Genomic DNA, 24,703 nt, shown 5'->3' with positions numbered 1-24,703 from the left:
CAATGGCGTAAGACGTATTGTGAAATCAGGCATTTAGCGGGCTGCGGGTTGCAGCCTGGACGATAAGACGGGATTGACTCTCTCTGGTAAATTCAGTGGCGGTTCCCTCATCCGAGCGCTGTTTTTCCTTATAAAAACAGGCTGCCGAGATTTTTGCGCCCCTTGAGCGACCGACAACCGTGAGGTTGACGCTGACGCGATAAGACACGGGGCCGTCGGTTATTCTTCGTCCAGTGTTACTTAGCCCGCAGCTTAGTCACTCACGTAAGAATAACGAGTACGTTACGATGAAAAGAATGTTAATCAACGCAACTCAACAGGAGGAGTTGCGTGTTGCCCTTGTAGATGGACAACGTCTGTACGATCTGGATATCGAAAGCCCTGGACACGAACAGAAAAAGGCCAACATCTATAAAGGAAAGATCACCCGCATTGAGCCCAGTCTGGAAGCGGCTTTTGTTGATTACGGCGCTGAACGACACGGTTTCCTACCGCTTAAAGAAATTTCCCGCGAGTATTTCCCCGCCAGCTATAACGCCCATGGTCGCCCCAACATTAAAGATGTGTTGCGCGAAGGCCAGGAAGTCATTGTTCAGATTGATAAAGAAGAGCGCGGCAATAAAGGCGCAGCGCTGACGACCTTTATCAGCCTGGCCGGCAGCTATCTGGTATTGATGCCGAACAACCCGCGCGCGGGCGGCATCTCTCGCCGTATTGAAGGCGACGACCGCACCGAGCTGAAAGAGGCGCTCTCGTCTCTGGAACTGCCGGACGGCATGGGGTTAATCGTGCGCACCGCCGGCGTCGGCAAATCCGCCGACGCGCTGCAGTGGGATCTTAGCTTCCGCCTGAAGCACTGGGAAGCGATCAAAAAAGCGGCGGAAAATCGCCCGGCGCCGTTCCTGATCCATCAGGAAAGTAACGTGATCGTGCGCGCCTTCCGCGACTATCTGCGTCCCGACATCGGCGAAATCCTGATCGATAACCCGAAAGTGCTGGAGCTGGCGCGTCAGCATATCGCCGCGCTCGGCCGTCCCGATTTCAGCAGCAAAATTAAGCTCTACACCGGTGAAATCCCGCTGTTCAGCCACTATCAGATCGAATCGCAAATCGAATCCGCTTTCCAGCGCGAAGTGCGTCTGCCTTCCGGCGGCTCGATTGTCATCGACAGCACCGAGGCGTTAACTGCCATCGATATCAACTCAGCGCGCGCGACGCGCGGCGGCGATATCGAAGAGACCGCGTTTAACACTAACCTCGAAGCGGCCGACGAGATTGCACGTCAGCTGCGCCTGCGCGACCTGGGCGGCCTGATCGTTATCGACTTTATCGATATGACGCCGGTGCGCCATCAGCGCGCGGTAGAAAACCGTCTGCGCGAAGCGGTGCGTCAGGATCGCGCGCGTATTCAGATTAGCCATATTTCTCGTTTCGGCCTGCTGGAGATGTCGCGTCAGCGCCTCAGCCCGTCGCTCGGCGAGTCAAGCCATCATGTCTGTCCGCGCTGTAGCGGCACCGGCACCATTCGCGACAACGAATCGCTGTCGCTCTCTATTCTGCGTCTGATTGAAGAAGAAGCGCTGAAAGAGAACACCAAAGAAGTTCACGCTATCGTTCCGGTGCCGATCGCATCCTACCTGCTCAACGAAAAACGTGACGCTGTCAGCGCCATTGAAAAACGTCAGGGCGGCGTGAAAGCGATTATCGTACCGAACGATCAGATGGAAACGCCGCACTACTCCGTGCTGCGCGTGCGCAGCGGTGAAGAGACACAGACCCTGAGCTACCATCTGCCGAAGCTGCACGAAGCGGAAATGGCACTGCCGTCAGAAGATGAGCATGCCGAACGCCGTCGTCCGGAGCAGCCGGCCCTGGCCGCCTTTGTAATGCCGGACGCGCCGCCTGCCCCGCAGGAAGCGCCGGTTATCGAGAGCGAAGCGCCAGCACCGGCCGCCGCCAAAGCGCCCGCTGCCGAACCCGCTGCGCAAACCGGTTTTATCGGACGTCTGTTTGGCGGCCTGAAAAAACTGTTTGCCGCTGAATCCCCTGCCGCGCCGGCCGCCGCCGCTGAAAAGCCGCAGGAAGACGATGCGCAGCAGGCCAGCGAAACCGCCACGCCACCGCGTGAGCGCCGCAACGGCAACAATAACAACCGTCGCAACGGCAATAACAATAACCGTCGCGATCGTAACCGTGACCGCAACGGCGATGCCGCGCAGCCATCGACGCGCGAAAGCCGCGAACCGCGTGAAAACCGCGAACCGCGCGAAAATCGCGAGCCGCGTGAAAACCGTGAGCCGCGCGAAGAGCAGCGTCGTAACAACAAACGCCAGCAGCCGAACGCCGAAGCGCGCGACGAACGTCAAAACGTTCTGAGCGACGAAGCGCGCGCCCAGCGTGAAGAGCAGCAGCAGCAGCGCCGTGAACAGCGTGCCGAGCGTCAGCGCCGCCGTCAGGAAGAGCGCCGTCAGCAGCAGGAGGCCGCTAAAGCCGCCGCGCAGCAGGAAGAGCAGCAGCAAGCCGTCGTGCCGGTTGAAAGCGATGAAGAGAACGCAACGGAAGAGCGCGTGCAGGTCATGCCGCGTCGCAAGCCGCGTCAGCTGACGCAGAAAGTGCGTTTCGAAAGCGCTGAAGCCACCGCGACGGAAGAGGCTATCCAGCCTGCCGCCGACGAAGCGAAGCCGACCGTCGATGCGCAGCCAGACGCCCAGCAGCCGCCGCAGGCGCACGCTGACGAGCAGGAAGAGCAGGAAAACCGTGACAATGGCAATATGCCGCGCCGTTCACGCCGTTCTCCGCGTCATCTGCGCGTAAGCGGTCAGCGTCGTCGTCGTTACCGCGACGAGCGTTACCCGACGCAGTCTCCGATGCCGATCGCCTCTGGCGCCGCATCGCCGGAAATGGCGTCAGGCAAGGTGTGGATCCGCTATCCGGTTGCACAGACCCCTAACGACCACGCCGCGCCGACCGATAACGTAAATGAGACGCCGGACTACAGCCGCGAAGAGACCGCTGCCGCCATTGCGCTGCCTGCCGCCGCCAGCGAAGCCGTTGCTGAACAGCAGCAGCCGGAGCAAGCGGTACAGCACGCCGAGCCTGAGCAGGTTAGCGCGCCGATCGCACCGGTCGACACGCATGATACCTCCGCTATCGAGGTACCGGTGAACGAAGAGCCTTCCGTGATCCCGGCCGCCGCCGAAGCGCGCGCAGCGTCTGTCGCTGCGCAGGCGAAACCGGCAGACGAGGTTGAGGTTAAGGGGGCCGCGCAGGAAGAAGTTACGCCTGCAGAGACCGCGCCGTCCGTAACGCCGGATGAGCAGCAGGCCAGTACCGTTGCTGAAAGCAGCGCCGCCGACGTCAGCGAAGAGATCGTGGCGCAGGTTGAGCAGGTGCTGAACGCGCCCGCTATCGAGCCTGAAGAAACGCTGCCGGTGACCGAACCGCATGCGCCGGTGCCGGCGCGCGATGAAGCGCCTACCGCCGTTGTCAGCCAGCCGGCTGCCGTTGAGACCGCCAGCGAAAGCAAGCCGTCGGTCATGGCCGCCAGGTTCCACGCCAGCGCGCCAATGACCAAAGCGCCGGCGCCGGTATGGCAGCCTGAAGCGCCGCGTCACAGCGACTGGGTGCGCCCGGCCTTCAACTTTGAAGGCAGAGGCGCCGCAGGCGGCCACAGCGCCACACATCAGGCGACGGCTCCGGCCACCAAGCCCTGATACAGCTCGTAGATGAAAATCAACCCCGGCTCCGGCCGGGGTTTTTTATTGCCTGTAACCGCTACCCGCCTCCCCGTTTCAATGTCGCTCGCGTTGTCGCATAAAGCGGCCGACTAAAGATGTCCACCTCGCCGCTCGCAACTACCCGCCTGAAGATGCCCACCTCGCCGCTTGCAACTGCTCGCCTGAAAAAGCCCCGTCTTATCGACTGAATGCTGCTCGCGTTCTGTATAAAGCGGCCGCCCACATGCGGTTGCCGTAGTTCAGGCGCGCCCGCTTCAGGAGAAAATAGCGCGGCGGCCAGCGGTTTTTACAGGAGAGGTGACGCGCCAGCTGCGAGACTGACTGCGACAGGCGATCCGCCCCAGCCTGACGGCAGCGATAAACGGATAGCGGCGATCAGCGGCTGCGGGCGTTCGTTGTCGGCGGATAACGCGCCGGCCATGCGGAGTCACTGGCTACGGCGGCTGAGTGGCGCGACGGGCGCCAAACCGTTACGCCGCAAGCGCACGTGAGATCGTCGTTTTCAGGGCAAAAAAAACCCGTCAGCGACGATAAGCCATCGGTGACGGGGAAAAGTGAACGCGCCCGGTTTAAGCACGTTCAAAAAGGAGATAATTAACGATTCATCTGGAACAGAGACATCTGGGACATATCGCTGAATGTCTTATAAGAAGCCTGTAGCGCCTGCTGCTGCATGGTATAGGTCGAGATCGCCTTGGTGTAATCCACATCCACCAGCGAACTCATACGGCTCGACTGCAGGGTGCTGCGGTCATCACCGAGGCTGTCCAGCTTACCCAGCTCATCCAGCTGTGTGCCCAGCTCGGAGCGCACCGCCAGAATATTGTTTAGCGAGTTGCTCAGACCGCGCGTCGTTTTATCCAGCGCCTCTTTCGACACCGCTTTGGCCGCCTCGTCACCATTCTGAATCGGCTGCTTCAGGGCGTTGATGGCGGTATCCAGCGTATCAAAAATATTGTTTTCGCTGACGCCATTGTTCGGCTCTTTAACCGCATTGCTGGTCAGCGACATAAACACCTGTGCCCCGGTATGGCTGGTGGTCATGGTGCGGCTGGCGTCAACTTTCTGCGTAATGGCGTCGTTACCGCCGTTATAGACGATGCTGCCGTTCGCGTCTGCGGTGAAAGGCGCGCTGTCGCTCTTGTAGCCGGCGAAAATATAGCGGCCGTTACCGTCGGTGCTGTTCGCCAGGTTCAACAGCTGGGAGCGAATCCCCTCAAGCTGCGTGGCGTAAGAGGCACGGTCATCGTCAGAGAGCGCGCCGTTGCCTGCGGAAATCACCGCCGTCTGCGCGCTCTGCACCGCCAGGGTAACGTTCTGCAGCGTGCTTTCTTCCAGCGAAACGCTCTGGGTGGCGAAGTTGCGCGCCAGCTTATACTGGCTGTTTTCCGCCTGCGCCTGAGAAAGCACCACCGCCTGCGCGGCCGCCAGCGGATCGTCAGACGGGTTGACCACCCGTTTGCCGGTGGAGAGCTGCTCCCCCGCTTTCAGCCAACTTGACTGCGCGTTACTCACGCCGCGCATCTGCTGGTCAAACATCATGTTGGTACTGAGTCGCATGGTGCTTATTCCTTCATTAATTCAATTAGCCACGGATGTTGATCAGCGCGTCAAAAAGCGCTGACGCGGTCTGCAGAACCTGCGCGTTCGCCATATAGTACTGCTGATAACGCTGCAGGTTGGCGTACTCTTCATCGAGGTTGACGCCTGACACCGACTGTTGGCGGTTAGTCAGCTGATTCACCACGTTGGTCTGCGTCTCGCTGGTGGTTTTCAGCGTATTGGTTTTGTTGCCGATATCGCTCACCAGGCTGGCGTAGGCCTGCGACAGCGTCGCGTTACCGTTCACCAGGTTTTTGCCCTGCAGGTCAAGCAGCTTCTGCGCGTTGCGGTTATCGCTTTCGCCGCCCGCCGCAGACGCCGCGGCAATCTGCGACTCGTTGCCGATCGCCACGCCCATATTAACGATGGCGTTGCTGACCGGCTTCACCACAAAGCTGTCGTTGGCAGCCGGCGTGCCTGACGGCGTCAGCTGCAGGCCGTCGAAGTTAAGCTTGCCGTTCGCGTCGAGCGTCGCGCTGACGTTGGTGTTATCGGACAGGCGCTTGACGTTCCAGTTGCTGCCGTCCCACGACACTTTGTAATCGGTCGCCTGTGCCTTGCTGGTATCGCTCCAGCTGGCGGTCAGGGTCGTGGCAGAGCCGTTTTTGCTGTTGCCGACCACCGAAGGGCCGCCGATCGCGAAGAAATCGGTACCGGGGTTGCCTTCGCTGTCGAAGCCCGCTTTATGCTGGGTGTTGAAGCCGTCGGCGAAGTTAAGCGCCAGCTGGTTCAGCTTATTGCGCGCCGAGTCGAGGTCTTCGCTGCGGAACTTCAGCAGGCCGCCCAGCGAACCGGTGCTGACCAGGTTTTCCGGGATCTCGACGTTGCCGGCGGTTTTATCAACGTAGCCGACGGTAGTGCGGGTCGGATCGCTGCTGGAAGGCATTGCCACCAGCTGCTTGGTATCCGAACCGTTAACCAGCGCCAGGCCGTTCGACATCGAAACGATATAGCTGCCGTCCTGTTTGGAGACGTTAACCCCCACCAGGTCGTTCAGCTTGTTGACCAGCGCATCGCGCTGATCCATCAGGCTGTTGGGATCGGCGCCCGCGCCCGCCGCCTGCAGCTTGCCGATCTGACCGTTCAGGTTGGCGATCTGGCTGGAGTAGCTGTTGATCTGCTGGATCGACGAGGTCACGTTGGTGTTGATGCTGCTGTCCATATTGCGCAGATACTGGTCGGTTACTTTAAACTGGTTAACCAGACCGGACGCTTTGCCCATCAGCGTCTGACGCGCGGAGGGATCGTCGGCGTTGCTTACCACGTTCTGCAGCGTCGTGAAGAAATCGGACAGCGTGGTCGACAGGCTGTTGGAGGAGGTCGACATCAGATCGTCGATATTGGAAATCTGATTATATTGCGAAGCAATGCCGCTGTTCTGAGCAGAGGCGCTGCGCAGCTGGCCGGTAATGAACTCGTCATACTCGCGGTGAACGCCGCTGACAGTGACGCCGTTGCCGTAATAGCTGCCGCCGCTCAGGGTACTGGGCAGCGATGACAGCTCCGCAGTCTGACGCGAATAGCCAGCAACATTGTAATTGCTGATGTTGTTGCTGGTGGTATTCAGCGCAGCCTGCGCGGCGCTCAGTCCGCTCATTGCGGAGTTAATCAAGCTGGACATGTCGGTTCCTTTTTGCCCCGGTAACGCACCGGGCGGCAGTAAACGAATCGGGTGCCGCGAGCGTACTGGACGCTCTCTGGCCTGTTGTGGTTATCGGCGTGCTTAAGTGAAACTTGAGCGAAAAATCAGAACAGATCGCCGATATCATTGCCGTAGGCTTTGGCGACCTTCTCGCCCAGATTTTTAAACTGCTGAATCATGCCCACCAGCTTTTTGGCGTACTTCGGATCGGTGGCGTAGCCCGCTTCCTGCAATGCATGCGCGCCCTCTTCCGCCGTTTTTGCCGTTGTCACTTTGGCGTAACGCGAATTGTTGCTCAGCAGGTTAGCGTAGTCGGTCAGCGCATCGACGTAAGAGTCATAGACGCGGAACGCCGCCTTCACTTTTTTCGCCACGCCGTTCTCATATTCGGTGGTGGTGATTTCTGTGGTTTTCCCCTGCCAGCTGCCGGTAGCCTTGATGCCGAACAGGTTGTAGCTCGGCTTGCCGTCCTCGGTCAGGATCTGACGTTTGCCCCAGCCCGACTCCAGCGCCGCCTGGGCGAGGATCAGCTGATGCGGAATGCCGGTCTGCTGGCTGGCGAGCTGCGCCGGCTGCGTCAGTTTGGCGATAAAGTCGCTGCTGTCGCCGCTCAGCGGCGCGCTTTCGGTCGGCTGCGGCAGCTTCGGCACCGCGCGTTGCACCATCTGCAGCATCTGCGTCTGCATCTGCTCCAGCTGACGCGGCAGCAGGGTATTGACCACGACCGAACGATCGAGCGGCATCGGCACGGTGCCCGCCTTTTCGTCCGGCGCCTGGGCCGGCATCATCTGCTTAACGATGACATCCGCCAGCCCAAGCCCCTTATTGCCCATCTCCTGCGCAATCTGCTGGTCATACATTGAGGTGAACATGCGCGACTGTTCAGTGCTGAGCAGGCCATCCTGCGGCAGCGCCTGGCGCATACTTTTCAACATCATCTGCACAAACATGCCTTCCACCTGCTTCGCCACCTGCAGCGCCTTTCCTTTCGGATCGGTGCCCGCCTGGCGTTTCAGGTCATTGAGCGCCTGGCTGTCGTACGCCGCGCTCGCTACAGATTGCGTATCATTCATCAGATAATTTCCAGTTTGGCGCGCAGGCAGCCTGCGCTCTGCATTGACTGAAGAATCGACATCAGGTCCATCGGCGTCGCGCCGAGCGCATTCAGGGCGCGCACCACGCTGTTCAGGTTGGCGCTGGCGTTGACGCGTTGCAGCGCGCCGCCCTCTTGACGCATATCGATCTGCGTTTGCGGCGTCACCACAGTCTGGCCGCCGGCCAGCGGAGTATTCGGCTGACTGACGTTCTGCTGCTGGTTAACCGTCACCGACAGGTTGCCCTGCGCGACCGCACAGGAGCTAAGCGCCACTTCGCGGTTCATCACCACCGAACCGGTGCGTGAGTTGATGATCACTTTGGCGTCCTGAATCGGCACCGACACATCCAGATCCTGGATATCGGCCAGCAGACGTACCTGAGAACTGTTGTTCGTCGGCACGCGTACCTGCACGGTGCGGGCGTCCAGCGCCTGCGCCACGCCGTAGCCGCGGCTGTTAATGGCGTCGCTGATGCGCTGCGCCATGCTGAAATCTTCGTCGTTCAGCTGCAGGTTAAGCGTGCCCTGGGTGCCGAAGTTGCTCTGGATTTCGCGTTCGATCGTGGCGCCGCCGGTGATGCGGCCGCCGTTCAGCTGGTTGACCTGCACGCTGGAGCCGCCCGCCGAGGCGCCCGCGCCGCCGACCAGGATGTTGCCCTGCGCCAGCGCGTAAACCTGGTTGTCGACGCCCTTCAGTGGCGTCATCAGCAGCGTACCGCCGCGCAGGCTTTTGGCGTTACCCAGCGAGGAGACGACCACGTCGATCTGCTGGCCCTGACGGCCAAACGCCGGCAGGCTGGAGGTCACCATCACCGCCGCCACGTTTTTCAGCTGCATGTTGGTGCCGCTTGGCACCGTGATGCCAAGCTGTGACAGCATGTTGTTCAGCGACTGGGTGGTAAACGGCGTCTGCGCCGTCTGGTCGCCGGTGCCGTCAAGCCCGACCACCAGGCCGTAACCGATCAGCTGGTTATCCCGGACGCCCTGGATAGTGGCGAGATCGCGAATGCGATCGGCGCTGGCGTTAACGCTGACGGCCAACAGCAGCAGCGAAAGCGCGATACGAATAATGCGTAACTGTGACATAAAAGCCTCTTACATCGGTGAGATGTTCAGGAAGAAGCGCTGCAGCCAGCCCATATTCTGCGCTTCGTTGATGTAGCCGTTGCCGACATATTCGATACGGGCGTCGGCTACCTGCGTTGACACCACGGTATTGTTACCGCTGATGGTGCGCGGGTTGACCACGCCAGAGAAGCGAATAAATTCGGTGCCCTGGTTAATCTCGATCTGTTTCTCACCGACCACGTTCAGGTTGCCGTTCGGCAGCACCTGATTGACGGTAACCGTAATCGTACCGGTGAAGGTATTATTGGCGGAGGCGCCGCCTTTACCGGCGAAATCGTTTTTGCCTTCGCCGCTCAGCGAGGTCTTATCGCCGCCCAGCAGGCCTTCCAGCGCGCGCGGTACCGCGGTCAGACCGAGGCTGGCGCTGCCGTCGCGGCTGGCGTTGGCAGAGGAACTCTTACTGGCGCTGACGTTTTCTTGCAGCACGATAGTAAGGGTGTCGCCGATATTGCGCGGACGACGATCCTCGAACAGAGGCTGATAACCGTAGTTCATCGGCATCACCCCCTGGAAAATGGATCCGTTTACCACGGGCGGCATGGCTGGCATCGGCTGAGCCGTCGTCGGGCCATCGACCAGCGCTTTACGGGGAACTAAGGCGCAACCGTTAAGGGTCACCAGCAGCGTGGCGATGACCAAATGTCCAGGCTTGAATGCGTATTGCTTCGCCATGACCTGTATACCTTTCATTATTTCACTCTGGATCGGCGGGGCCTGCGCCCCGCCGGTTCGCGCTAACGCGCGCTTACTGCCGTTACACCTGCGTCAGTTTTTGCAGCATCTGATCGGAGGTGGTAATAGCCTTACTGTTGATCTCATAAGCGCGCTGCGTCTGGATCATGCTCACCAGCTCTTCCGCCACATTGACGTTAGAGGTTTCCACGTAGCCCTGATAAAGCAGACCGGCGCCGTTCAGGCCCGGGGTGCTGTCAGTCGGTGCGCCGGAAGCCTGCGTCTCTTTGTAGAGGTTCTCGCCCACGCTCTCGAGGCCGGTATCGTTGATAAAGGTACTCAGCGTCAGCTGACCGACCTGCACCGGCTGCGCCTGACCCTGCTGGGTCACGCTTACCACGCCGTCACGCCCGATAGAGATATTCAGGGAGTTGGCCGGAATGGTGATGCCGGGCTGAACCGGGAAGCCGGCGTTGGTCACCAGCTGACCGTTCTGATCAACCTGGAACGAGCCGTCACGGGTGTAGGCCAGGGTGCCATCCGGCATCTGCACCTGGAAAAAGCCCTGACCGTTAACCGCCACATCTTTCGAGTTGTCGGTTTTCGACAGGTTGCCCTGGGTGTGCAGGCGCTCGGTCGCCACCGGACGTACGCCGGTACCGATCTGCAGGCCAGATGGCAGCGTGGTCTGCTCAGAGGACTGAGCGCCGGGCTGACGCATGGTCTGGTACATCAGATCTTCAAATACCGCGCGCGAACGCTTAAAGCCGTTGGTGCTGACGTTGGCCAGGTTGTTGGCGATGACGTCCATATTAGTTTGCTGGGCGTCAAGACCGGTTTTGGCGATCCATAAGGAGCTAATCATGCTGTTTTCCTTTCGCCTTAGCTGCTCATATTGAGCAGCTGATTGGCGCGTTGTTCGTTTTCATCGACGCTGGAGATGACTTTCATCTGCATCTCGAAGCGGCGGGCGTTGGCGATCATGTCGACCATCGTCGCAACCGGCTTAACGTTGCTGCCTTCCAGCACCCCGGGCATCACATGCACCGTCGGGTCATTCTGCAGCACCGCGCCGCGCTGAGCCTGCGCCGCCGCGGTCAGACGGAACATGCCGTCGTCGCCGCGCGTCACTTCCTGGCCCGTCGCCTTCACCAGTTTCAGACGTCCCAGCTGTACCGTTGCGTTCGGGGCGTCGCCCGGGTTCAGCGCGGTCAGCGTACCGTCGGAGGCGATAGTGATCTCTGCGCCCTGCGGCACCGCAATCGGACCACCGTCGCCCATTACCGGGTTGCCCTGAATGGTAAGCTGCCCGGTAGGGCTGACCTGCATGTTGCCGTTGCGGGTGTAAGCCTCAGTGCCGTCCGGCGCCTGTACCGCCAGCCAACCGTCCTGCTGCACCGCCACATCCAGCGAACGCTGGGTGTAGTCGAGCGCGCCCGACGACATATCGGAGCCTGGCGTAGAGGCTGTGACCAGCGTACGCGTCGGCAGCGATAACCCTTCTACCGGCACCGCGCGCAGCGCATTGAGCTGCGCGCGAAAGCCTGGGGTGGAGGCGTTGGCCAGGTTGTTGGCCGTCACCGCCTGCATATTGAGCGTCTGGCTCGCCGCGCCCATGGCGGTATAAATCGCGTGATCCATAGCGCAATCCTGTTAGCGTTATTAACGCAGGTTAACCAGCGTGTTGAGGATCTGATCCTGGGTTTTGATGGTCTGCGCGTTCGACTGATAGTTACGCTGCGCGACGATCATATTGACCAGCTCTTTACTCAAATCGACGTTAGAGGACTCCAGCGCGCCGGCGGTCAGGCTGCCGAGGTTGCCGGTGCCCGCCAGACCAACCAGCGGCTGACCGGAGGAGGACGTGGAAGACCAGACGTTATTGCCTTCTGACTTCAGGCCTTCAGCGTTCGCGAAGTTCGCCAGCACGATCTGACCCAGCACCTGGGTTTTTTCGTTGGAGTAGTTGCCCACTACCGTACCGTCGTTGTTGATCTGGTAGCTCACCAGGTCGCCCGGCTTATAGCCATCCTGCGTCGGGTTGCCGAAGGTGTTGGCGCCGGTGTTCTGCTGCATGCTGTTGGTGAAGTCCAGCGTAAACGTCTGCGCGTTGGCACCGTTCAGCGCGCCCATCGAAATGGTCTGGTTGGCCGCAGAGGTCATAATGCCGTTCGCGTTAAAGGTCATGGTGAACGGCGTGGTCGTGGTACCGGTGCTGGAGTCGATCGGATGCACGTTCCAGTTGTTGTCCGCGGTCTTCACGAAATAGAGGTCGACGGTATGCGCGTTGCCCAGCGAGTCATAGGTGGTCATGGATGACTTGGCGTTATAGCTGGAAGCATCGGTGCTGTCGAAGTTAGCATCGACTTTGGTGCCGTCAGACGAGTTCAGGTTCGCGATCAGGCCGCCTTTGCTGGTGGCGCTGGCGGTCATCTGGGTGGTCGGCACGCTGAGCGCAACCGGGTTGGCGCCGGTCTGCACGGTCGGAGGCGAGCCGGCAACCGGGTAGCCAGTCAGCTTCATGCCCTGCATGTTAACGATGTTGCGGTTCTCATCCAGCATGAACTGGCCGTTACGGCTGTAGTAGACCGAACCGTTGTCATCCGCCATGCGGAAGAAGCCCTGCTGGCTGATCGCCACATCCAGACCACGGCTGGTGGTGGTGGTGGTGCCGTCGTTAAAGTCCTGGATCACGCCAGCCACTTTTACGCCCATGCCCACTTTCGAGCCGGCGAACATGTCGGCGAATGCTACGGTGCTGGATTTAAAGCCGGCGGTCGCGGAGTTAGAAATGTTGTTGCCGATAACGTCGAGGTTACTGGAGGCCGCGTTTAAGCCGCTGACCGCTTGTGAAAAGCCCATGTGTCACTCCTGAGTAAATTGGTGTCGTTTTTAGAGAATCTGACGAATTTTATCGAGCGTGGTGGTGCCCATCGTCCCGAGGTCAAGAATTGCCCCGCTGGAATCGGTGGTCACACCGTTCACTAAGGCATAGTTCAGTGGCTGAGCCACCAGTTGTTCTGTCCCGTCGCTGGCGGCGAGCGAGACGTTATATTTGCCATCCGGCGCCGTGGTACCGTCCGTCAGGGTGCCGTCCCACGCGAAGGTGTGGACGCCCGCGGTCAGGCCACCAAGGTCAATGGTACGTACCACTTTGCCGCTGCCATCGGTGATGGTCGCGGTGGTCGTCGTCGAGGCGCGCGTCAGGTCGACGCCGAACGGCGTAGCCTGACCTTTGCCGGCCAGGATCTGCGTGCCCGGCACCATTACGCCGTGGCCGATCAGGGTAGAAGCCTGCATCGACTGATTGCTGTTGATCTGACCAGAAATCGAACCCAGCGTGGTGTTCAGCTTCTCAATGCCGCTTACGGTATTGATCTGCGCCAGCTGCGTGGTCAGCTCATTGTTCTCCATCGGATTGGTGGGATCCTGATTTTTCAGCTGCGTCACCAGCAGGGTCAAAAAGTTGCCCTGCAGATCGGACGCGCTACTGCTGCTCGACGCCCCGGTGGTGTTGGTCAGGACACTGGGGTTGATCTTTTCGTTAACGCCAACGGCTAAGCCCATTGTTATTCTCCGTTATTGACCCATGGTCAGGGTTTTCATCATCATCGACTTGACGGTGTTCAGCACTTCGACGTTCGCCTGATAGCTGCGCGAGGCCGCCATGCTGTTGACCGTTTCGCTGACCACATCGACGTTCGGCATCTTGACGTAGCCTTTGCCGTCCGCCAGCGGGTTGCCTGGATCGTAAACCAGCTTCGCGGGCGTCTTATCTTCCACCACCTGGGCCACGCGTACGCCGCCGGTCGCCTGACCCGGCGCGGCGTCCACCTGGAACACCACCTGTTTCGCCACATAGGGCTGGCCGTCAGGCCCGGTCACGCTGTCGGCGTTGGCCAGGTTACTGGCGGCGACGTTCAATCGCTGAGACTGTGCAGTCATCGCCGAACCGGCGATATCAAAAATGTTCAGTAAGGCCATCTGTTATTGTCCTTGCAGCACGGTCATCATGCCTTTTATCTGGCTGCTGATAAGCGTGAGGTCGGTTTGATATTTCAGGCTGTTGTCCGCAAACTGCGTACGCTCGCGATCCATATCGACGGTGTTGCCATCCATCGACGGCTGATCGGGAATGCGATACAGCAGATCCATCGACGGCGGCGTCGCGGTTTGCGCAGGAATATGGCGTGCCGACGTCACCGCAAGCTGAAGGCCTGAACCCTGCGCACGCCCTTTCTCCATCGCGCGATTAAGCTCGCTGGCGAAATCGATATCTCTGGCCTGATAGCCAGGGGTATCGGCGTTAGCGATGTTGGATGCCAGGATCTCCTGACGTTGAGCCCGCAGATTCAGCGCTTCGGTGCCGAACTGTAGTGCTGCATCCAGTTTGTCGAGCATGCTCCCTCCGGAAGTGAAAATTTTGAGCTGTCAGCATAATCGGGCGGCGGCAAAGCTATCGACGGAATAGCGCTAAAAAGCAGCGCTATTTTTTGCCTTGAATAATTGCGCGCGTGGGTAGAATGAGCGCCATGACAGGTGATGGGGATAAACAGATGCGGATAATAAAAGGGTGGCTGACGGCGATGCTGGTCATACTGGCGATGCCGGTATGGGCGGACGATCTGACCGCGCAGCTCAACCAGTTTTTTAAAACGCGCGATCCGCAACATGCGGCCGGCATGAATGTTGTGGTGCGTACGCCGCAGCAGCAGTGGCCGACCTGCCCCGCACCACAGTTTGCACTGCCAGGCAATAGCCGCCTCTGGGGACCGATGAGCGTGGCGGCAACCTGCGATCAGCAGCGCCGCTATATTCAGGTTGAAGTCCAGGTGACCGGCAATTATGTGGTGGTGAGCCATCAGGTCGCGCGCGGCGATACGCTCAGCGCCGCCGACGTGGCGATCAAGCAGGGGCGTCTCGATACCCTGCCGGCGCGCGCGGTACTGGATCCGCAGGAGATTGTCGATGCGGTCAGCGTGCGTGACCTGCCACCCGACCAGCCGCTGACGCTCTCGATGGTGCGTCAGCCCTGGCGGGTAAAAGCGGGCCAGCCGGTCATTGTCATTGCGCAGGGCGACGGCTTTAACGCCAGCGGCGAGGGCCGGGCGCTAAATAACGCCACGGCGACGCAGCGGGTACGGGTACGAATGGGAAATGGGCAAATAGTGAGCGGTAGCGTCAGTGCGGATGGGAATATTCTTATATCGCTATAAACTGCTAAAGATGGCTGTTGTTCTGCCGATAGTGGGATCAACATACATTGTACTCTTTGCCCATCAGGCAGCACGCAGGCCTGAATTTACAGGAGCCCGACCATGAGCATTGATAAAACCAAAGCTATGCAGCCCGTCAGCACCGTTCAGCCGCGCGAAAGCAATGAAAGCGCCGGCGCGAAAGTGCGTCAGACCAGCAGCGCAGCAACGCCAGCCAGTGCCGCGCAGGTCAGCCTGAGCGGCGCTCAGTCCCAGCTAATGAAGCCGGGCAGTCAGGACATTAATACCGCGCGCGTCGAGCAGCTGAAAACCGCCATTCGCAACGGCGAGCTGAAGATGGACACCGGTAAAATCGCTGACGCCCTGATTCAGGAAGCGAAATCGTACTTACAGGATAAATAACCGCCATGAACAGCCTGATTACCGCGCTGGATAAAATGCAGGAAGTCCTCGGCTCGCTGAGCAATATTATGAAGGAAGAGCATGAGCAACTCTCTGCCGGCTTCATTAACAGCAGCCTGCTTCAGCGCATTACCGAAGATAAGAGTTCACTGCTGACCACGCTGAACTATCTGGACGGCATGCGGCGGGAATCAGAGAAACAGTATCGTCTTCAGGCGCCCTACCGCGGCCAGCCGGAGCTGGCGCGTCGCTGGCAGACGATCGAGCAGCATACGCGTCAGCTGCGCGACAACAATACCCATAACGGCATGCTGTTGAACCAGCAGGTGGCGCTGAACAGCAAAGCGCTGGCGCTGCTGAAGCCGCATCAGACCCAGGCCTTTTACGGCCCGGACGGCCAGGCGACCTCCGGCGGCTTTACTTCTCGCCGCGTTTGACCGCTGACCCCCTAACCCACCGGATTCGCTTCCGGCGGGTTTGGTGCGTCTGCTATCAGGCCACCGAGCGACGGGCGAAGTCGCGCGGGCGGAAGCCCAGCAGCGCCAGTACCGCGAAGTAGGCGCCACCGCCCACCGCGCAGACCGCCGCCAGCCGCGCCAGCCGGTATGGCATGCTGCCGATATCCCAGGCGGGCATCGCCATCAGCATCGCCACCAGCACGCCCGCCATCACCACCACCGCCAGCACCAGACGCAGCAAGAAGCCGAACCAGCCCGGCTGCGGCTGAAAAATCTGCTTTTTACGCAGCTGCCAGAAGAGCAGCGCGCCGTTCAGACAGGCGGCCAGGCCGATCGACAGCGACAGCCCGGCATGTTTCAGCGGGCCGATAAAGGCCAGGTTCATCAGCTGGGTCATAATCAGCGTAACGATGGCGATTTTCACCGGCGTTTTGATGTCCTGGCGCGAATAGAAGCCCGGCGCCAACACCTTCACCACGATCAGCCCCATCAGGCCGACCGAATAGGCGATCAGCGCGCGCTGCGTCATCGCGGCGTCAAAGGCGGTGAATTTGCCGTACTGAAACAGCGCCACGGTAAGCGGCCCGGAGAGAATACCCAGCGCCACCGCGCTCGGCAGCGCCAGCAGGAAGCAGAGGCGCAGCCCCCAGTCCATCAGACGCGAATATTCATCATGGTTGCCGCTGGCGAAGCTACGTGACAGCGACGGCAGCAGAATGGTGCCCAGCGCCACGCCCAGCACGCCGGAAGGAAACTCCATCAGGCGGTCGGCATAGTACATCCAGGAGACCGAGCCGGAGACCAGGAAAGAGGCGAAGATGGTATTGATGATCAGCGATATCTGGCTGACGGACACGCCGAGGATCGCCGGCCCCATCTGGCGCAGCACGCGCCAGACGCCTGCATCCTTCAGGTTGAGACGCGGCAGCACCAGCATGCCGATTTTCTTCAGGTGCGGCAGCTGATAGCCAAGCTGCAGCACGCCGCCGACCACCACCGCCCAGGCCAGTGCCAACACCGGTGGGTGGAAGTGCGGCGCGCCGAACAGCGCGAAGCCGATCATGCTGATATTCAGCAGCGTGGGCGCGAAGGCCGGCACGGAAAAGCGGTTCCAGGTGTTGAGGATCGCCCCCACCAGCGAGGCGAGTGAGATCAGCAGAATATAGGGAAAGGTGATACGCAGCAGGCTGCTGGAGAGCGCGAACTTATCGGCGGTATCGGCAAAGCCCGGCGCGGTGACCATGATCACCCAGGGGGCGGCGAGCATGCCGAGAAAAGTGATCAGCGCCAGCGCCAGCGTCAACAGCCCGGAGACATAGGCGACGAACACGCGTGTCGCCTCTTCGCCCTGCTTGCTTTTATACTCCGCCAGGATCGGCACGAACGCCTGTGAAAATGCGCCTTCGGCAAAGATGCGGCGCAGCAGATTGGGAAGTTTAAAGGCGACAAAAAAGGCGTCGGTAGCCATCCCGGCTCCGAACACCCGCGCCACAATCGCATCGCGGGCAAAGCCCAGCACGCGTGAGAACAGCGTCATAGAGCTGACCGCCGCCAGGGATTTCAACAAATTCATGGTTAACTGCGCATCCTGAAGGTTCTATCCGGTTAACAGACAATAGCGGACCGGCAGCGGGCCGATCCGGCGGTTAGTCTACCGATACGCAGCGAAATAACCACAACGGATTGTTACAGCAGATTATTCCCGCTCCAGGTCGCGCCAGAGTTTTTCCACGATGCGCTGCGCCCGGAGCGCCTGCTCGCCGCTGGTTTCCGGCATTGTCTGATTTTGCACGCAGGCGATGAAATGACGCGCCGCGCCGTCGAAACCGCGCAAGGCCTGTGTGGTCTGCCAGGCGGGCGGCGGCTCGATAATGCATCGGCCGTCAGCTTCATGCCGCCAGTCGCGCATCTCATCCAGCTGCCAGACACCGCCGTCGGCGATAGCGCTTACCGACTCGCGCTGCGTGCCGGCGCGCCGGTGCATGCTGGTGGTTACCTGGGTTGCGCCGACGCTGAAATGATGTTCGCCATAGAGCATCTCTCCCGCCTCGGTGGTCTGAATGTGGCCATGTTGTAGCCTGACCTTGCCTTCCGCCAGCCAGAGCGCGGTATCCACCACGTGCAGATAGTCATCCAGCAGGGTAAAGCGCAGATCGTGCGGGCCGACGCTGTCGCTGCGGTGCTTCTCCATGCGGATCGAGGCGGGCTGATGCAGCGCGGCTTTCAGCTGCTGATAGCGCGGTGCGAAGCGGCGATTAAAGCCGACCATTAGCTTGCGGCCGCGCCGCTGCGCCAGCTCCACCAGCGCCTCCGCCTCGCCGAGCGTCTCTGCCAGCGGTTTGTCGACGCAAACATCGACGCCCCGCTCCAGCAGCTCGCGCACCACACGATAGTGGCTGGCGGTGCTGCTGTGGACAAACACCGCGTCGCAGTCCGCCGCCAGCGCGTCAAGCTGCCCGTAGCAGCGCATACGGTAGCTGTCACATACCTGCTGCGCCTTCTGCTGGTTCGGCGAAAAGCCGCCCGTCAGCGTCCAGCCCTCGGCGCGCGCCAGCACCGGCAGCCAGGCCTTTTGCGCGATGCCGCCTAACCCCACCACCCCAATCTTTACCGTCATAGCAGACCTCTGTTGCGGACCCGGCCTCAGGCGCGGCGTCCGGGCGGAAGAAAAACCGTCGCGCGCGGCCTCAGCCGCGCCGCTCCGGCGTCCAGTCGCGGCAGGTCAGCGCGGTCAGCACGTGATCCTGCCAGCGGCCGTCGATCAGCAAATAATCTTTGGCGTAGCCCTCTTTTTCAAAACCCAGGCGCGCCAGCAGATCGCCACTGCGCTGATTATGCGGCATATAGTTGGCCATGATGCGATGCATGCGCTGCTGACGCTGCATATAGCGAATCGCCGCCTGTAGCGCTTCAAACATCATGCCCTGCCCCTGCCACTTTTCGCCCAGCGAGTAGCCGAGATAGCAGGCGTGAAACGAGCCGCGCAGCACATTGCTAAAATTGGCGACGCCGCGCACCTCTTTCTCCTCGGGATCCATCACGATAAAGTAAAAAGCGCTGCCCTGCTTATGCATATCGGTAATCAACCCCAGGCGCGCCTGCCAGCCGGAAGGATAACAGTGGCTCTCGTCGCGCACCGGTTCCCAGGGCTTAAGGAAAGCGCGGTTTTCAGCATAATAATCAGCCAGCCGCCATGCATCGCGCTCATGAACAAGACGTACTACCAGCCGATCGGTGGTCAGGCGCACTTTCGGCGCGGCGGAACGATAGCCAAACATCTTTTCTCCTGAAAGCCATGGCTGATAAACAAAATTGATTGATATCTGGCCGGCAGTGGCGCAGCACGGCGCGGCGGCCCGACATCCTTCATTCTGGCTTTACCGATTGCTCCGACGCAAACCCATTGCGCGGTAACGCGGCAAAGCTGGCATTACTGCCCTGAAATTACAGCACATTTTGTCAAAGATCGATAAAAAAATATCATTCTCTGTTTGCTGTTAAATTGAACAACCAACACCCAGAATAGAGCCTCTGGAAATAAGCTTTGTTTACTGTTGCTAAGGAATCAGCATGGCTTGTGTTGCGCGTGCCCGGCGTCTGGGGCGAGTTTTTCTGCTGGTCGACAATATGCTGGTGGTGCTGGGCTTTTTTGTCGTTTTTCCGCTGATTTCTATTCGTTTCGTCGACCAGCTGGGCTGGGCGGCGATCATGGTGGGCATCGCGCTCGGGCTGCGTCAGCTGGTGCAGCAGGGGCTGGGCGTCTTCGGCGGCGCTATCGCCGACCGCTTCGGCGCCAAACCGATGATCGTCAGCGGCATGCTGCTGCGCGCCGCCGGCTTCGCGACGATGGCGATGGCGCACGAGCCCTGGGTTCTCTGGTTCTCCTGCCTGCTCTCCGGCCTCGGCGGCACGCTGTTCGATCCCCCGCGCACCGCGCTGGTGGTGAAACTGATCCGGCCCGAGGCGCGCGGCCGCTTCTTTTCGCTGCTGATGATGCAGGACAGCGCCGGCGCGGTGCTGGGGGCGCTGATCGGCAGCTGGCTGCTCGCCTGGGATTTCCGCCTGGTCTGTTGGGCCGGCGCGCTGGTGTTTGTGCTGGCCGCGCTGTTTAACGCCCTGCTGCTGCCCGCATGGCGCATCTCTACCGTACCGACACCGATGCGCGAAGGGTTGAGCCGCGTGCTGAAGGATCGCCGCTTCTGCACCTATGTGCTGACCCTGACCGGCTATTACATGCTGGCGGTACAGGTGATGCTGATGCTGCCGATTATGGTGAACCAGGTCGCCGGCAGCGCCAGCGCGGTGAAATGGATGTACGCCATCGAAGCCACGCTGTCGCTAACGCTGCTCTATCCTATCGCCCGCTGGAGTGAAAAACGCTTTCGCCTGCAGCATCGTCTGATGGCGGGGCTGCTGCTGATGACCCTTAGCCTGCTGCCGGTAGGCCTGACCGACTCGCTGCAGCAGCTGTTTGTGCTGATCAGCCTGTTCTATATCGGTTCGATCATTGCCGAACCGGCGCGGGAAACCCTCGGCGCCGAACTGGCCAGCGCGCGGGCGCGCGGCAGCTATCTCGGCTTCAGCCGGCTGGGGCTGGCGCTCGGCGGCGCGCTCGGCTACACCGGCGGCGGCTGGATGTTCGACGCCGGCCGCGAGCTGGCGATGCCGGAACTGCCGTGGCTGATGCTCGGCAGCGTAGGCATGGCGACGCTGCTGGCGCTCTGGTGGCAGTTTCAGCCGCGCGCCGCAGCGCCGGCGATGCTCAGCGGCGGCTGAGTTCCGCCGTCGCGGTTTGCCCTCCCCCTGAATCTCTTCCATACTTTTTAAGACTATTCAACTGATTGTCGGCGGCGGCCGCCGCCGACAGCAGAAGTAAGGAGAGGTCTGGTGAAACTCTATATTTACGATCATTGTCCCTTCTGCGTGAAAGCGCGCATGATTTTCGGTTTGAAAAACCTGCCGGTTGAGCTGGTGGTGATGCTCAACGACGACGAGGAGACGCCGAAGCGTCTGATCGGTCAGAAAATAGCGCCGATCCTGCAGAAAGAGGATGGCAGCTGTATGCCGGAAAGCCTCGATATCGTGCGCTATGTCGATAAGCTGGACGGCGAACCGCTGCTGACCGGCAAGACCAATCCCGCCATCAGCGACTGGCTGCGCAACGTGAACGGCTATGTTAACAAGCTGCTGCTGCCGCGCATCGCGCAGGCGTCATTCGCCGAGTTCGCCACGCCCGAGGCGCGCAGCTATTTCAAAACGAAAAAGGAAGCGAGCATCGGCGATTTCGCCGAACTGAAGCAGCACGCCAACGGGCTGGTGAAAAAGATCAGTGACGATCTGCGCGATCTCGATAAGCTGATCGTTAAGCCGAATGCGGTTAACGGTGAACTCTCGGAGGATGATATTCATCTTTTCCCGCTGCTGCGCTCGCTGACGCTGGTGGCAGGGGTCAATTACCCCAGCCGCGTGACGGAGTATCGCGATAATATGGCGAAGCAGACCCAGGTTAACCTGCTCAGCTCTATCGCGGTGTGAGCCTGTAGGGCGGCCGCGTGCCGCCCCGTTTTTTCCCCTTCTTTACGTATTCTCCTGGTGACTCCCGGCGATGATTGCGGCAAGCTAGCCCCGTTTGAAAGGAGACTTTCTCCGCATTACTCTCGAGGATTGTCATGAACAAGGCGTTTCTGGCGCTCTGCGCCCTTCTGATGGCCGGTCTGTTGACCGCCTGCAACCAGCTAACCCAATACACTCTCTCCGAACAGGAGGTGAATCAGGCGCTGCAAAAACACAATAATTATGAGAAAAATATCGGCGTGTCCGGGCTGGTCAATGCGCATATCGTATTAACCAACCTCAGCAGCCAGATTGGCCGCGAAGAGCCGGGCAAGGTGACCCTTTCCGGCAATGCGAAGGTCAACATTACCTCGCTGCTCGGCCCGCAGCAGGCGGATATGCAGCTGAAGATGAAAGCGCAGCCGTTCTTTGATAAAGAGAAAGGCGCGGTGTACCTGAAAGATCTGGAGATTGTGCAGGCGGACGTGACGCCGGAAAAAATGCAGCCGGTGCTGCAAAGCCTGACGCCCTATCTTAATCAGTCGCTGAAAAGCTATTTCGATCGCGAGCCGGCCTATGTGTTAAGCAGCGATCGCAGCAAAGCGGAAGCGATGGCGAAAAAGCTGGCGAAAGGCATTGAGGTGAAACCGGGCGAGCTGGTGATCCCCTTTACCGATTAAGGCCGTTTTTAACCCTATCCTTTTTAAAGCCCCGCCGCCCGGGGCTTTTTTTTATCCGCGGCGCACAAAGCAAGTGCAATCGGTTGCCTTTATCCTTATGCTTGGTACCCGGCTAAAAACTGCCTTTCTTTTTCTTACCGCCGGAGCATAACTGATGACTGCACAACCCCAGCAACTGATCATTCGCCGCCCTGACGACTGGCATATCCATCTGCGTGACGATGAGATGCTGCGCGCCGTATTACCTTATACCAGCGCCGTGTGCGGCCGTGCCATTGTTATGCCCAACCTGGCCCCGCCGGTGACCAGCGTCGAGGCGGCCATCGCCTATCGCGAGCGCATTCTCGCCGCACTGCCGGAAGGCCACGCCTTCCAGCCGCTGATGACCTGCTATCTGACCGATTCGCTGAGCGCGGACGAAGTGGAAAAAGGGTTTAGCGCCGGCGTTTTCACCGCCGCCAAGCTCTATCCCGCGCATGCCACCACCAACTCCAGCCACGGCGTCACCAGCATTGATGCGATCGCCGCCGTGCTGGAGCGGATGCAGCGCATCGGCATGCCGCTGCTGATCCATGGCGAAGTGACCGACGCCCACATCGATATTTTCGATCGCGAAGCGCGCTTTATCGAAACGGTGATGGAGCCGCTGCGCCAGCGCTATCCGGAGCTAAAGGTGGTGTTTGAACATATCACCACCAAAGAGGCGGCGCAGTACGTCGAAGCGGGCAACGATCGTCTCGGCGCCACCATTACGCCGCAGCACCTGATGTTTAACCGCAATCATATGCTGGTTGGCGGCGTACGCCCGCACCTCTACTGCCTGCCGATCCTGAAGCGCAATGTGCATCAGGAGGCGCTGCGCCAGGTGGTCGCCAGCGGCCATCCGCGCTTCTTCCTCGGCACCGATACCGCGCCGCATCTGCGTCACCGCAAAGAGGCGAGCTGCGGCTGCGCCGGCGTGTTTAATGCCCCGACGGCGCTGCCGGCTTACGCCACGGTCTTCGAGGAACTGAATGCGCTGGCGCACTTTGAAGCGTTCTGCTCGGAAAACGGCCCGCGTTTTTATGGCCTGCCGCTGAATGAAGGGACGATTCGCCTGGTGCGCGAACCCTGGACGGTGAGCGACAGCCTCGCCGCGGCGGGCGATACGCTGGTGCCTTTCCTTGCCGGCGAAACGCTGAACTGGCGCGTCGCCTGATACGCTACCCGGCCGGCGTCACGTGCGCCGGCCTGCTTCGCTTTTTTCCTCTCATTTTCCTCTTTTGCCGCGCAGCTTTTCGTTGCTTTGCTTTCGCGTTGACTGTATAAATACCCAGTACTCACAGCGGAGGCAGATATGCGTGTTGAAGTCACTATAGCGAAAACTACTCAACTCCCTGCCGGCGCTATCGATGCGCTGACGCAGGAGCTGTCAAAACGTATCGATAAAGCATTTCCGGAAGTCAGCAACCATATTTCCGTGCGCTACGCCAGCGCCAATAACCTGACCGTGATGGGCAGTGGTAAAGAAGCGAAAGATCGCGTGACCGAAATCCTGCAGGAGACGTGGGAAAGCGCGGACGACTGGTTTATCACTGACTGATCCCCCCTCTTTGTGCCGTTGTTTGCCGGATATCGCCATCCGGCTTTTTTTTATCTTTGCCGCCTCGCCGCCGCGTCAACACGGTTATAGACTGTTTTAAGCTGATGACATATTCTTGCGCCAGTCATGCTTTACAGGAGGTGTTACTCATGACCGCTGAAAAACCGGAAGAGGCGATGACATTTGGTGAACTGCTGGCGCTGATTGGCGAACAGCAGCGTCGTCTTACCGTGCTGGAAAACGCATTCTCTTATCTTACTTTTTGCCTGGACGCTAAATCCAACCAGCTGTTAATTCACAGCCTGCGTCTGGAATCGCAGAATCAAAATCATGATGAGGGAATGCAGCTGCATTTCGCCCGCCTTGCGGAAGAGCTGGAAAAACGCAGCACGCCGGTGCAAATTCAGTCCGACGCCGGCGTTTAATTTTTATAAACTCCTGCTTTCGGCAGGAGTTTTTTTCTTACCTGCTACGTTCAGATTTTTGCTCAATTATTATTCACCTGCCGATTAAAGTAGCGATTAGCGCATTTTTCGTGCCGCTTAATTCTGTAACGCTGTTATAATCATCCTGCTCTGTGAAAAAAAGCCGCATTGAAACCTCAATTAATCACTTCGTTCTACGAGTAATAAGGGGGTTATAATGGACAGTAATAAAGAGATCATTCAGACACATCCCCTCGTTGGATGGGATATCAGTACCGTGGACTCGTATGATGCGATGATGATTCGTCTGCATTCGCTTTCATCTAATGAGCAACAGCCTGATGAAGCCGACGTAGGGCCGACTTACTGGCTGACTACGGACGTTGCCAGACAATTTATCTCCATTCTGGAAGCGGGCATCGCTAAAATAGAAGCCAGCGAAATCCTTGCTCGAGACTACAAAAAGCACTAATTAACGTCATGTTTGACAGGCACCTTTCGGGGTGCCTT

The 24,703-nt window shown here is 59.6% G+C and carries 25 protein-coding genes; 11 read left to right on the top strand and 14 right to left on the bottom strand.

The features are described from left to right. Positions 1-287 precede the first annotated feature (287 nt). On the top strand, positions 288-3,713 hold the full coding sequence (gene rne, locus C2E15_RS08275; protein ID WP_104956943.1) for a ribonuclease E: 3,426 nt from the start codon (positions 288-290) through the stop codon (positions 3,711-3,713). A gap of 618 nt (positions 3,714-4,331) precedes the next feature. Here rne and flgL read toward each other — a convergent pair. The 11 genes from flgL to flgB form a co-directional block, all read right to left on the bottom strand. Then, a complete protein-coding gene (flgL, locus tag C2E15_RS08270; protein WP_104956942.1) occupies positions 4,332-5,297 on the bottom strand; it encodes a flagellar hook-associated protein FlgL in 966 nt (321 codons plus the stop codon). Positions 5,298-5,322: 25 nt separating this feature from the next. Further along, positions 5,323-6,960: a flagellar hook-associated protein FlgK gene (gene flgK / locus C2E15_RS08265; RefSeq protein WP_104956941.1), complete on the bottom strand. Its 1,638-nt coding sequence runs from the start codon at positions 6,958-6,960 to the stop codon at positions 5,323-5,325. 125 nt (positions 6,961-7,085) lie between these two features. Continuing rightward, complete coding sequence (gene flgJ, locus C2E15_RS08260; RefSeq protein ID WP_104956940.1) at positions 7,086-8,054, bottom strand: flagellar assembly peptidoglycan hydrolase FlgJ; 969 nt, start codon at positions 8,052-8,054, stop codon at positions 7,086-7,088. Next, positions 8,054-9,163 carry a flagellar basal body P-ring protein FlgI gene (locus C2E15_RS08255; protein ID WP_104956939.1) on the bottom strand — a complete coding sequence of 370 codons (1,110 nt, stop codon included), beginning with the start codon at positions 9,161-9,163 and terminating at the stop codon, positions 8,054-8,056. The genes flgJ and C2E15_RS08255 overlap by 1 nt, the downstream gene beginning before the upstream one ends. Before the next feature lie 9 nt (positions 9,164-9,172). After that, complete coding sequence (flgH, locus tag C2E15_RS08250) at positions 9,173-9,877, bottom strand: flagellar basal body L-ring protein FlgH (RefSeq protein ID WP_104956938.1); 705 nt, start codon at positions 9,875-9,877, stop codon at positions 9,173-9,175. A gap of 82 nt (positions 9,878-9,959) precedes the next feature. Next, on the bottom strand, positions 9,960-10,742 hold the full coding sequence (gene flgG / locus C2E15_RS08245) for a flagellar basal-body rod protein FlgG (RefSeq protein WP_104956937.1): 783 nt from the start codon (positions 10,740-10,742) through the stop codon (positions 9,960-9,962). Between the two features lie 17 nt (positions 10,743-10,759). Continuing rightward, complete coding sequence (locus tag C2E15_RS08240) at positions 10,760-11,518, bottom strand: flagellar basal body rod protein FlgF (protein WP_104956936.1); 759 nt, start codon at positions 11,516-11,518, stop codon at positions 10,760-10,762. A 21-nt stretch (positions 11,519-11,539) separates the two neighbouring features. After that, positions 11,540-12,739: a flagellar hook protein FlgE gene (gene flgE / locus C2E15_RS08235; protein WP_104956935.1), complete on the bottom strand. Its 1,200-nt coding sequence runs from the start codon at positions 12,737-12,739 to the stop codon at positions 11,540-11,542. A 30-nt stretch (positions 12,740-12,769) separates the two neighbouring features. Next, positions 12,770-13,444, bottom strand: a complete 675-nt coding sequence (flgD, locus tag C2E15_RS08230; protein ID WP_104956934.1) for a flagellar hook assembly protein FlgD — start codon at positions 13,442-13,444, stop codon at positions 12,770-12,772. 12 nt (positions 13,445-13,456) lie between these two features. Next, positions 13,457-13,861, bottom strand: a complete 405-nt coding sequence (flgC, locus tag C2E15_RS08225) for a flagellar basal body rod protein FlgC (RefSeq protein WP_038626816.1) — start codon at positions 13,859-13,861, stop codon at positions 13,457-13,459. Between the two features lie 3 nt (positions 13,862-13,864). Then, the gene (flgB, locus tag C2E15_RS08220; protein ID WP_104956933.1) at positions 13,865-14,278 is read right to left on the bottom strand and encodes a flagellar basal body rod protein FlgB; all 414 of its coding nucleotides are present in this window, start codon (positions 14,276-14,278) and stop codon (positions 13,865-13,867) included. 155 nt (positions 14,279-14,433) lie between these two features. On the opposite strand from flgB, the gene flgA reads away from it, so the two are divergent. From flgA to flgN, 3 genes are all read left to right on the top strand, one after another. After that, positions 14,434-15,093 (top strand): flagellar basal body P-ring formation chaperone FlgA, encoded by a 660-nt coding sequence (gene flgA, locus C2E15_RS08215; RefSeq protein ID WP_104959124.1) that lies wholly within the window; start codon positions 14,434-14,436, stop codon positions 15,091-15,093. Positions 15,094-15,195: 102 nt separating this feature from the next. Then, positions 15,196-15,495, top strand: a complete 300-nt coding sequence (gene flgM / locus C2E15_RS08210; RefSeq protein ID WP_104956932.1) for a flagellar biosynthesis anti-sigma factor FlgM — start codon at positions 15,196-15,198, stop codon at positions 15,493-15,495. Between the two features lie 5 nt (positions 15,496-15,500). Continuing rightward, entirely contained in the window at positions 15,501-15,932 is a 432-nt protein-coding gene (flgN, locus tag C2E15_RS08205; RefSeq protein WP_104956931.1) for a flagellar export chaperone FlgN, read from the top strand. A gap of 55 nt (positions 15,933-15,987) precedes the next feature. Here the strand turns inward: flgN and murJ are convergent, their stop codons facing one another. The 3 genes from murJ to rimJ all read right to left on the bottom strand — a co-directional run bounded on the left by murJ (position 15,988) and on the right by rimJ (position 19,231). Then, a complete protein-coding gene (gene murJ / locus C2E15_RS08200) occupies positions 15,988-17,526 on the bottom strand; it encodes a murein biosynthesis integral membrane protein MurJ (protein ID WP_104956930.1) in 1,539 nt (512 codons plus the stop codon). Positions 17,527-17,649: 123 nt separating this feature from the next. Continuing rightward, entirely contained in the window at positions 17,650-18,570 is a 921-nt protein-coding gene (locus C2E15_RS08195) for a Gfo/Idh/MocA family protein (RefSeq protein ID WP_104956929.1), read from the bottom strand. Positions 18,571-18,640: 70 nt separating this feature from the next. Continuing rightward, positions 18,641-19,231 (bottom strand): ribosomal protein S5-alanine N-acetyltransferase, encoded by a 591-nt coding sequence (rimJ, locus tag C2E15_RS08190; protein ID WP_104956928.1) that lies wholly within the window; start codon positions 19,229-19,231, stop codon positions 18,641-18,643. Between the two features lie 292 nt (positions 19,232-19,523). Between rimJ and mdtH the strand changes: the two genes are divergently transcribed. The 7 genes from mdtH (at position 19,524) to bssS (ending at position 24,665) form a co-directional block, all read left to right on the top strand. After that, positions 19,524-20,729, top strand: a complete 1,206-nt coding sequence (mdtH, locus tag C2E15_RS08185; protein WP_104956927.1) for a multidrug efflux MFS transporter MdtH — start codon at positions 19,524-19,526, stop codon at positions 20,727-20,729. Between the two features lie 111 nt (positions 20,730-20,840). Beyond that, positions 20,841-21,488, top strand: a complete 648-nt coding sequence (gene grxB / locus C2E15_RS08180; protein WP_104956926.1) for a glutaredoxin 2 — start codon at positions 20,841-20,843, stop codon at positions 21,486-21,488. Between the two features lie 134 nt (positions 21,489-21,622). After that, entirely contained in the window at positions 21,623-22,186 is a 564-nt protein-coding gene (locus tag C2E15_RS08175; protein ID WP_104956925.1) for a lipoprotein, read from the top strand. A gap of 154 nt (positions 22,187-22,340) precedes the next feature. Further along, entirely contained in the window at positions 22,341-23,384 is a 1,044-nt protein-coding gene (gene pyrC / locus C2E15_RS08170) for a dihydroorotase (protein ID WP_104956924.1), read from the top strand. Positions 23,385-23,522: 138 nt separating this feature from the next. Further along, positions 23,523-23,768, top strand: coding sequence for a DNA damage-inducible protein I (gene dinI / locus C2E15_RS08165; protein ID WP_104956923.1), 246 nt, complete (start codon positions 23,523-23,525; stop codon positions 23,766-23,768). A gap of 149 nt (positions 23,769-23,917) precedes the next feature. Further along, the gene (locus tag C2E15_RS08160; RefSeq protein WP_104956922.1) at positions 23,918-24,193 is read left to right on the top strand and encodes a hypothetical protein; all 276 of its coding nucleotides are present in this window, start codon (positions 23,918-23,920) and stop codon (positions 24,191-24,193) included. A 217-nt stretch (positions 24,194-24,410) separates the two neighbouring features. Beyond that, positions 24,411-24,665, top strand: coding sequence for a biofilm formation regulator BssS (gene bssS / locus C2E15_RS08155; RefSeq protein ID WP_084970930.1), 255 nt, complete (start codon positions 24,411-24,413; stop codon positions 24,663-24,665). Positions 24,666-24,703: the final 38 nt, after the last annotated feature.

Origin of the sequence: Mixta gaviniae (assembly GCF_002953195.1) — a bacterium.
GTDB classification, from domain to species: Bacteria; Pseudomonadota; Gammaproteobacteria; order Enterobacterales; family Enterobacteriaceae; genus Mixta; species Mixta gaviniae.
Note: the sequence above shows the minus strand (reverse complement) of the source record. Positions and strands in the feature narration are given on the sequence as shown.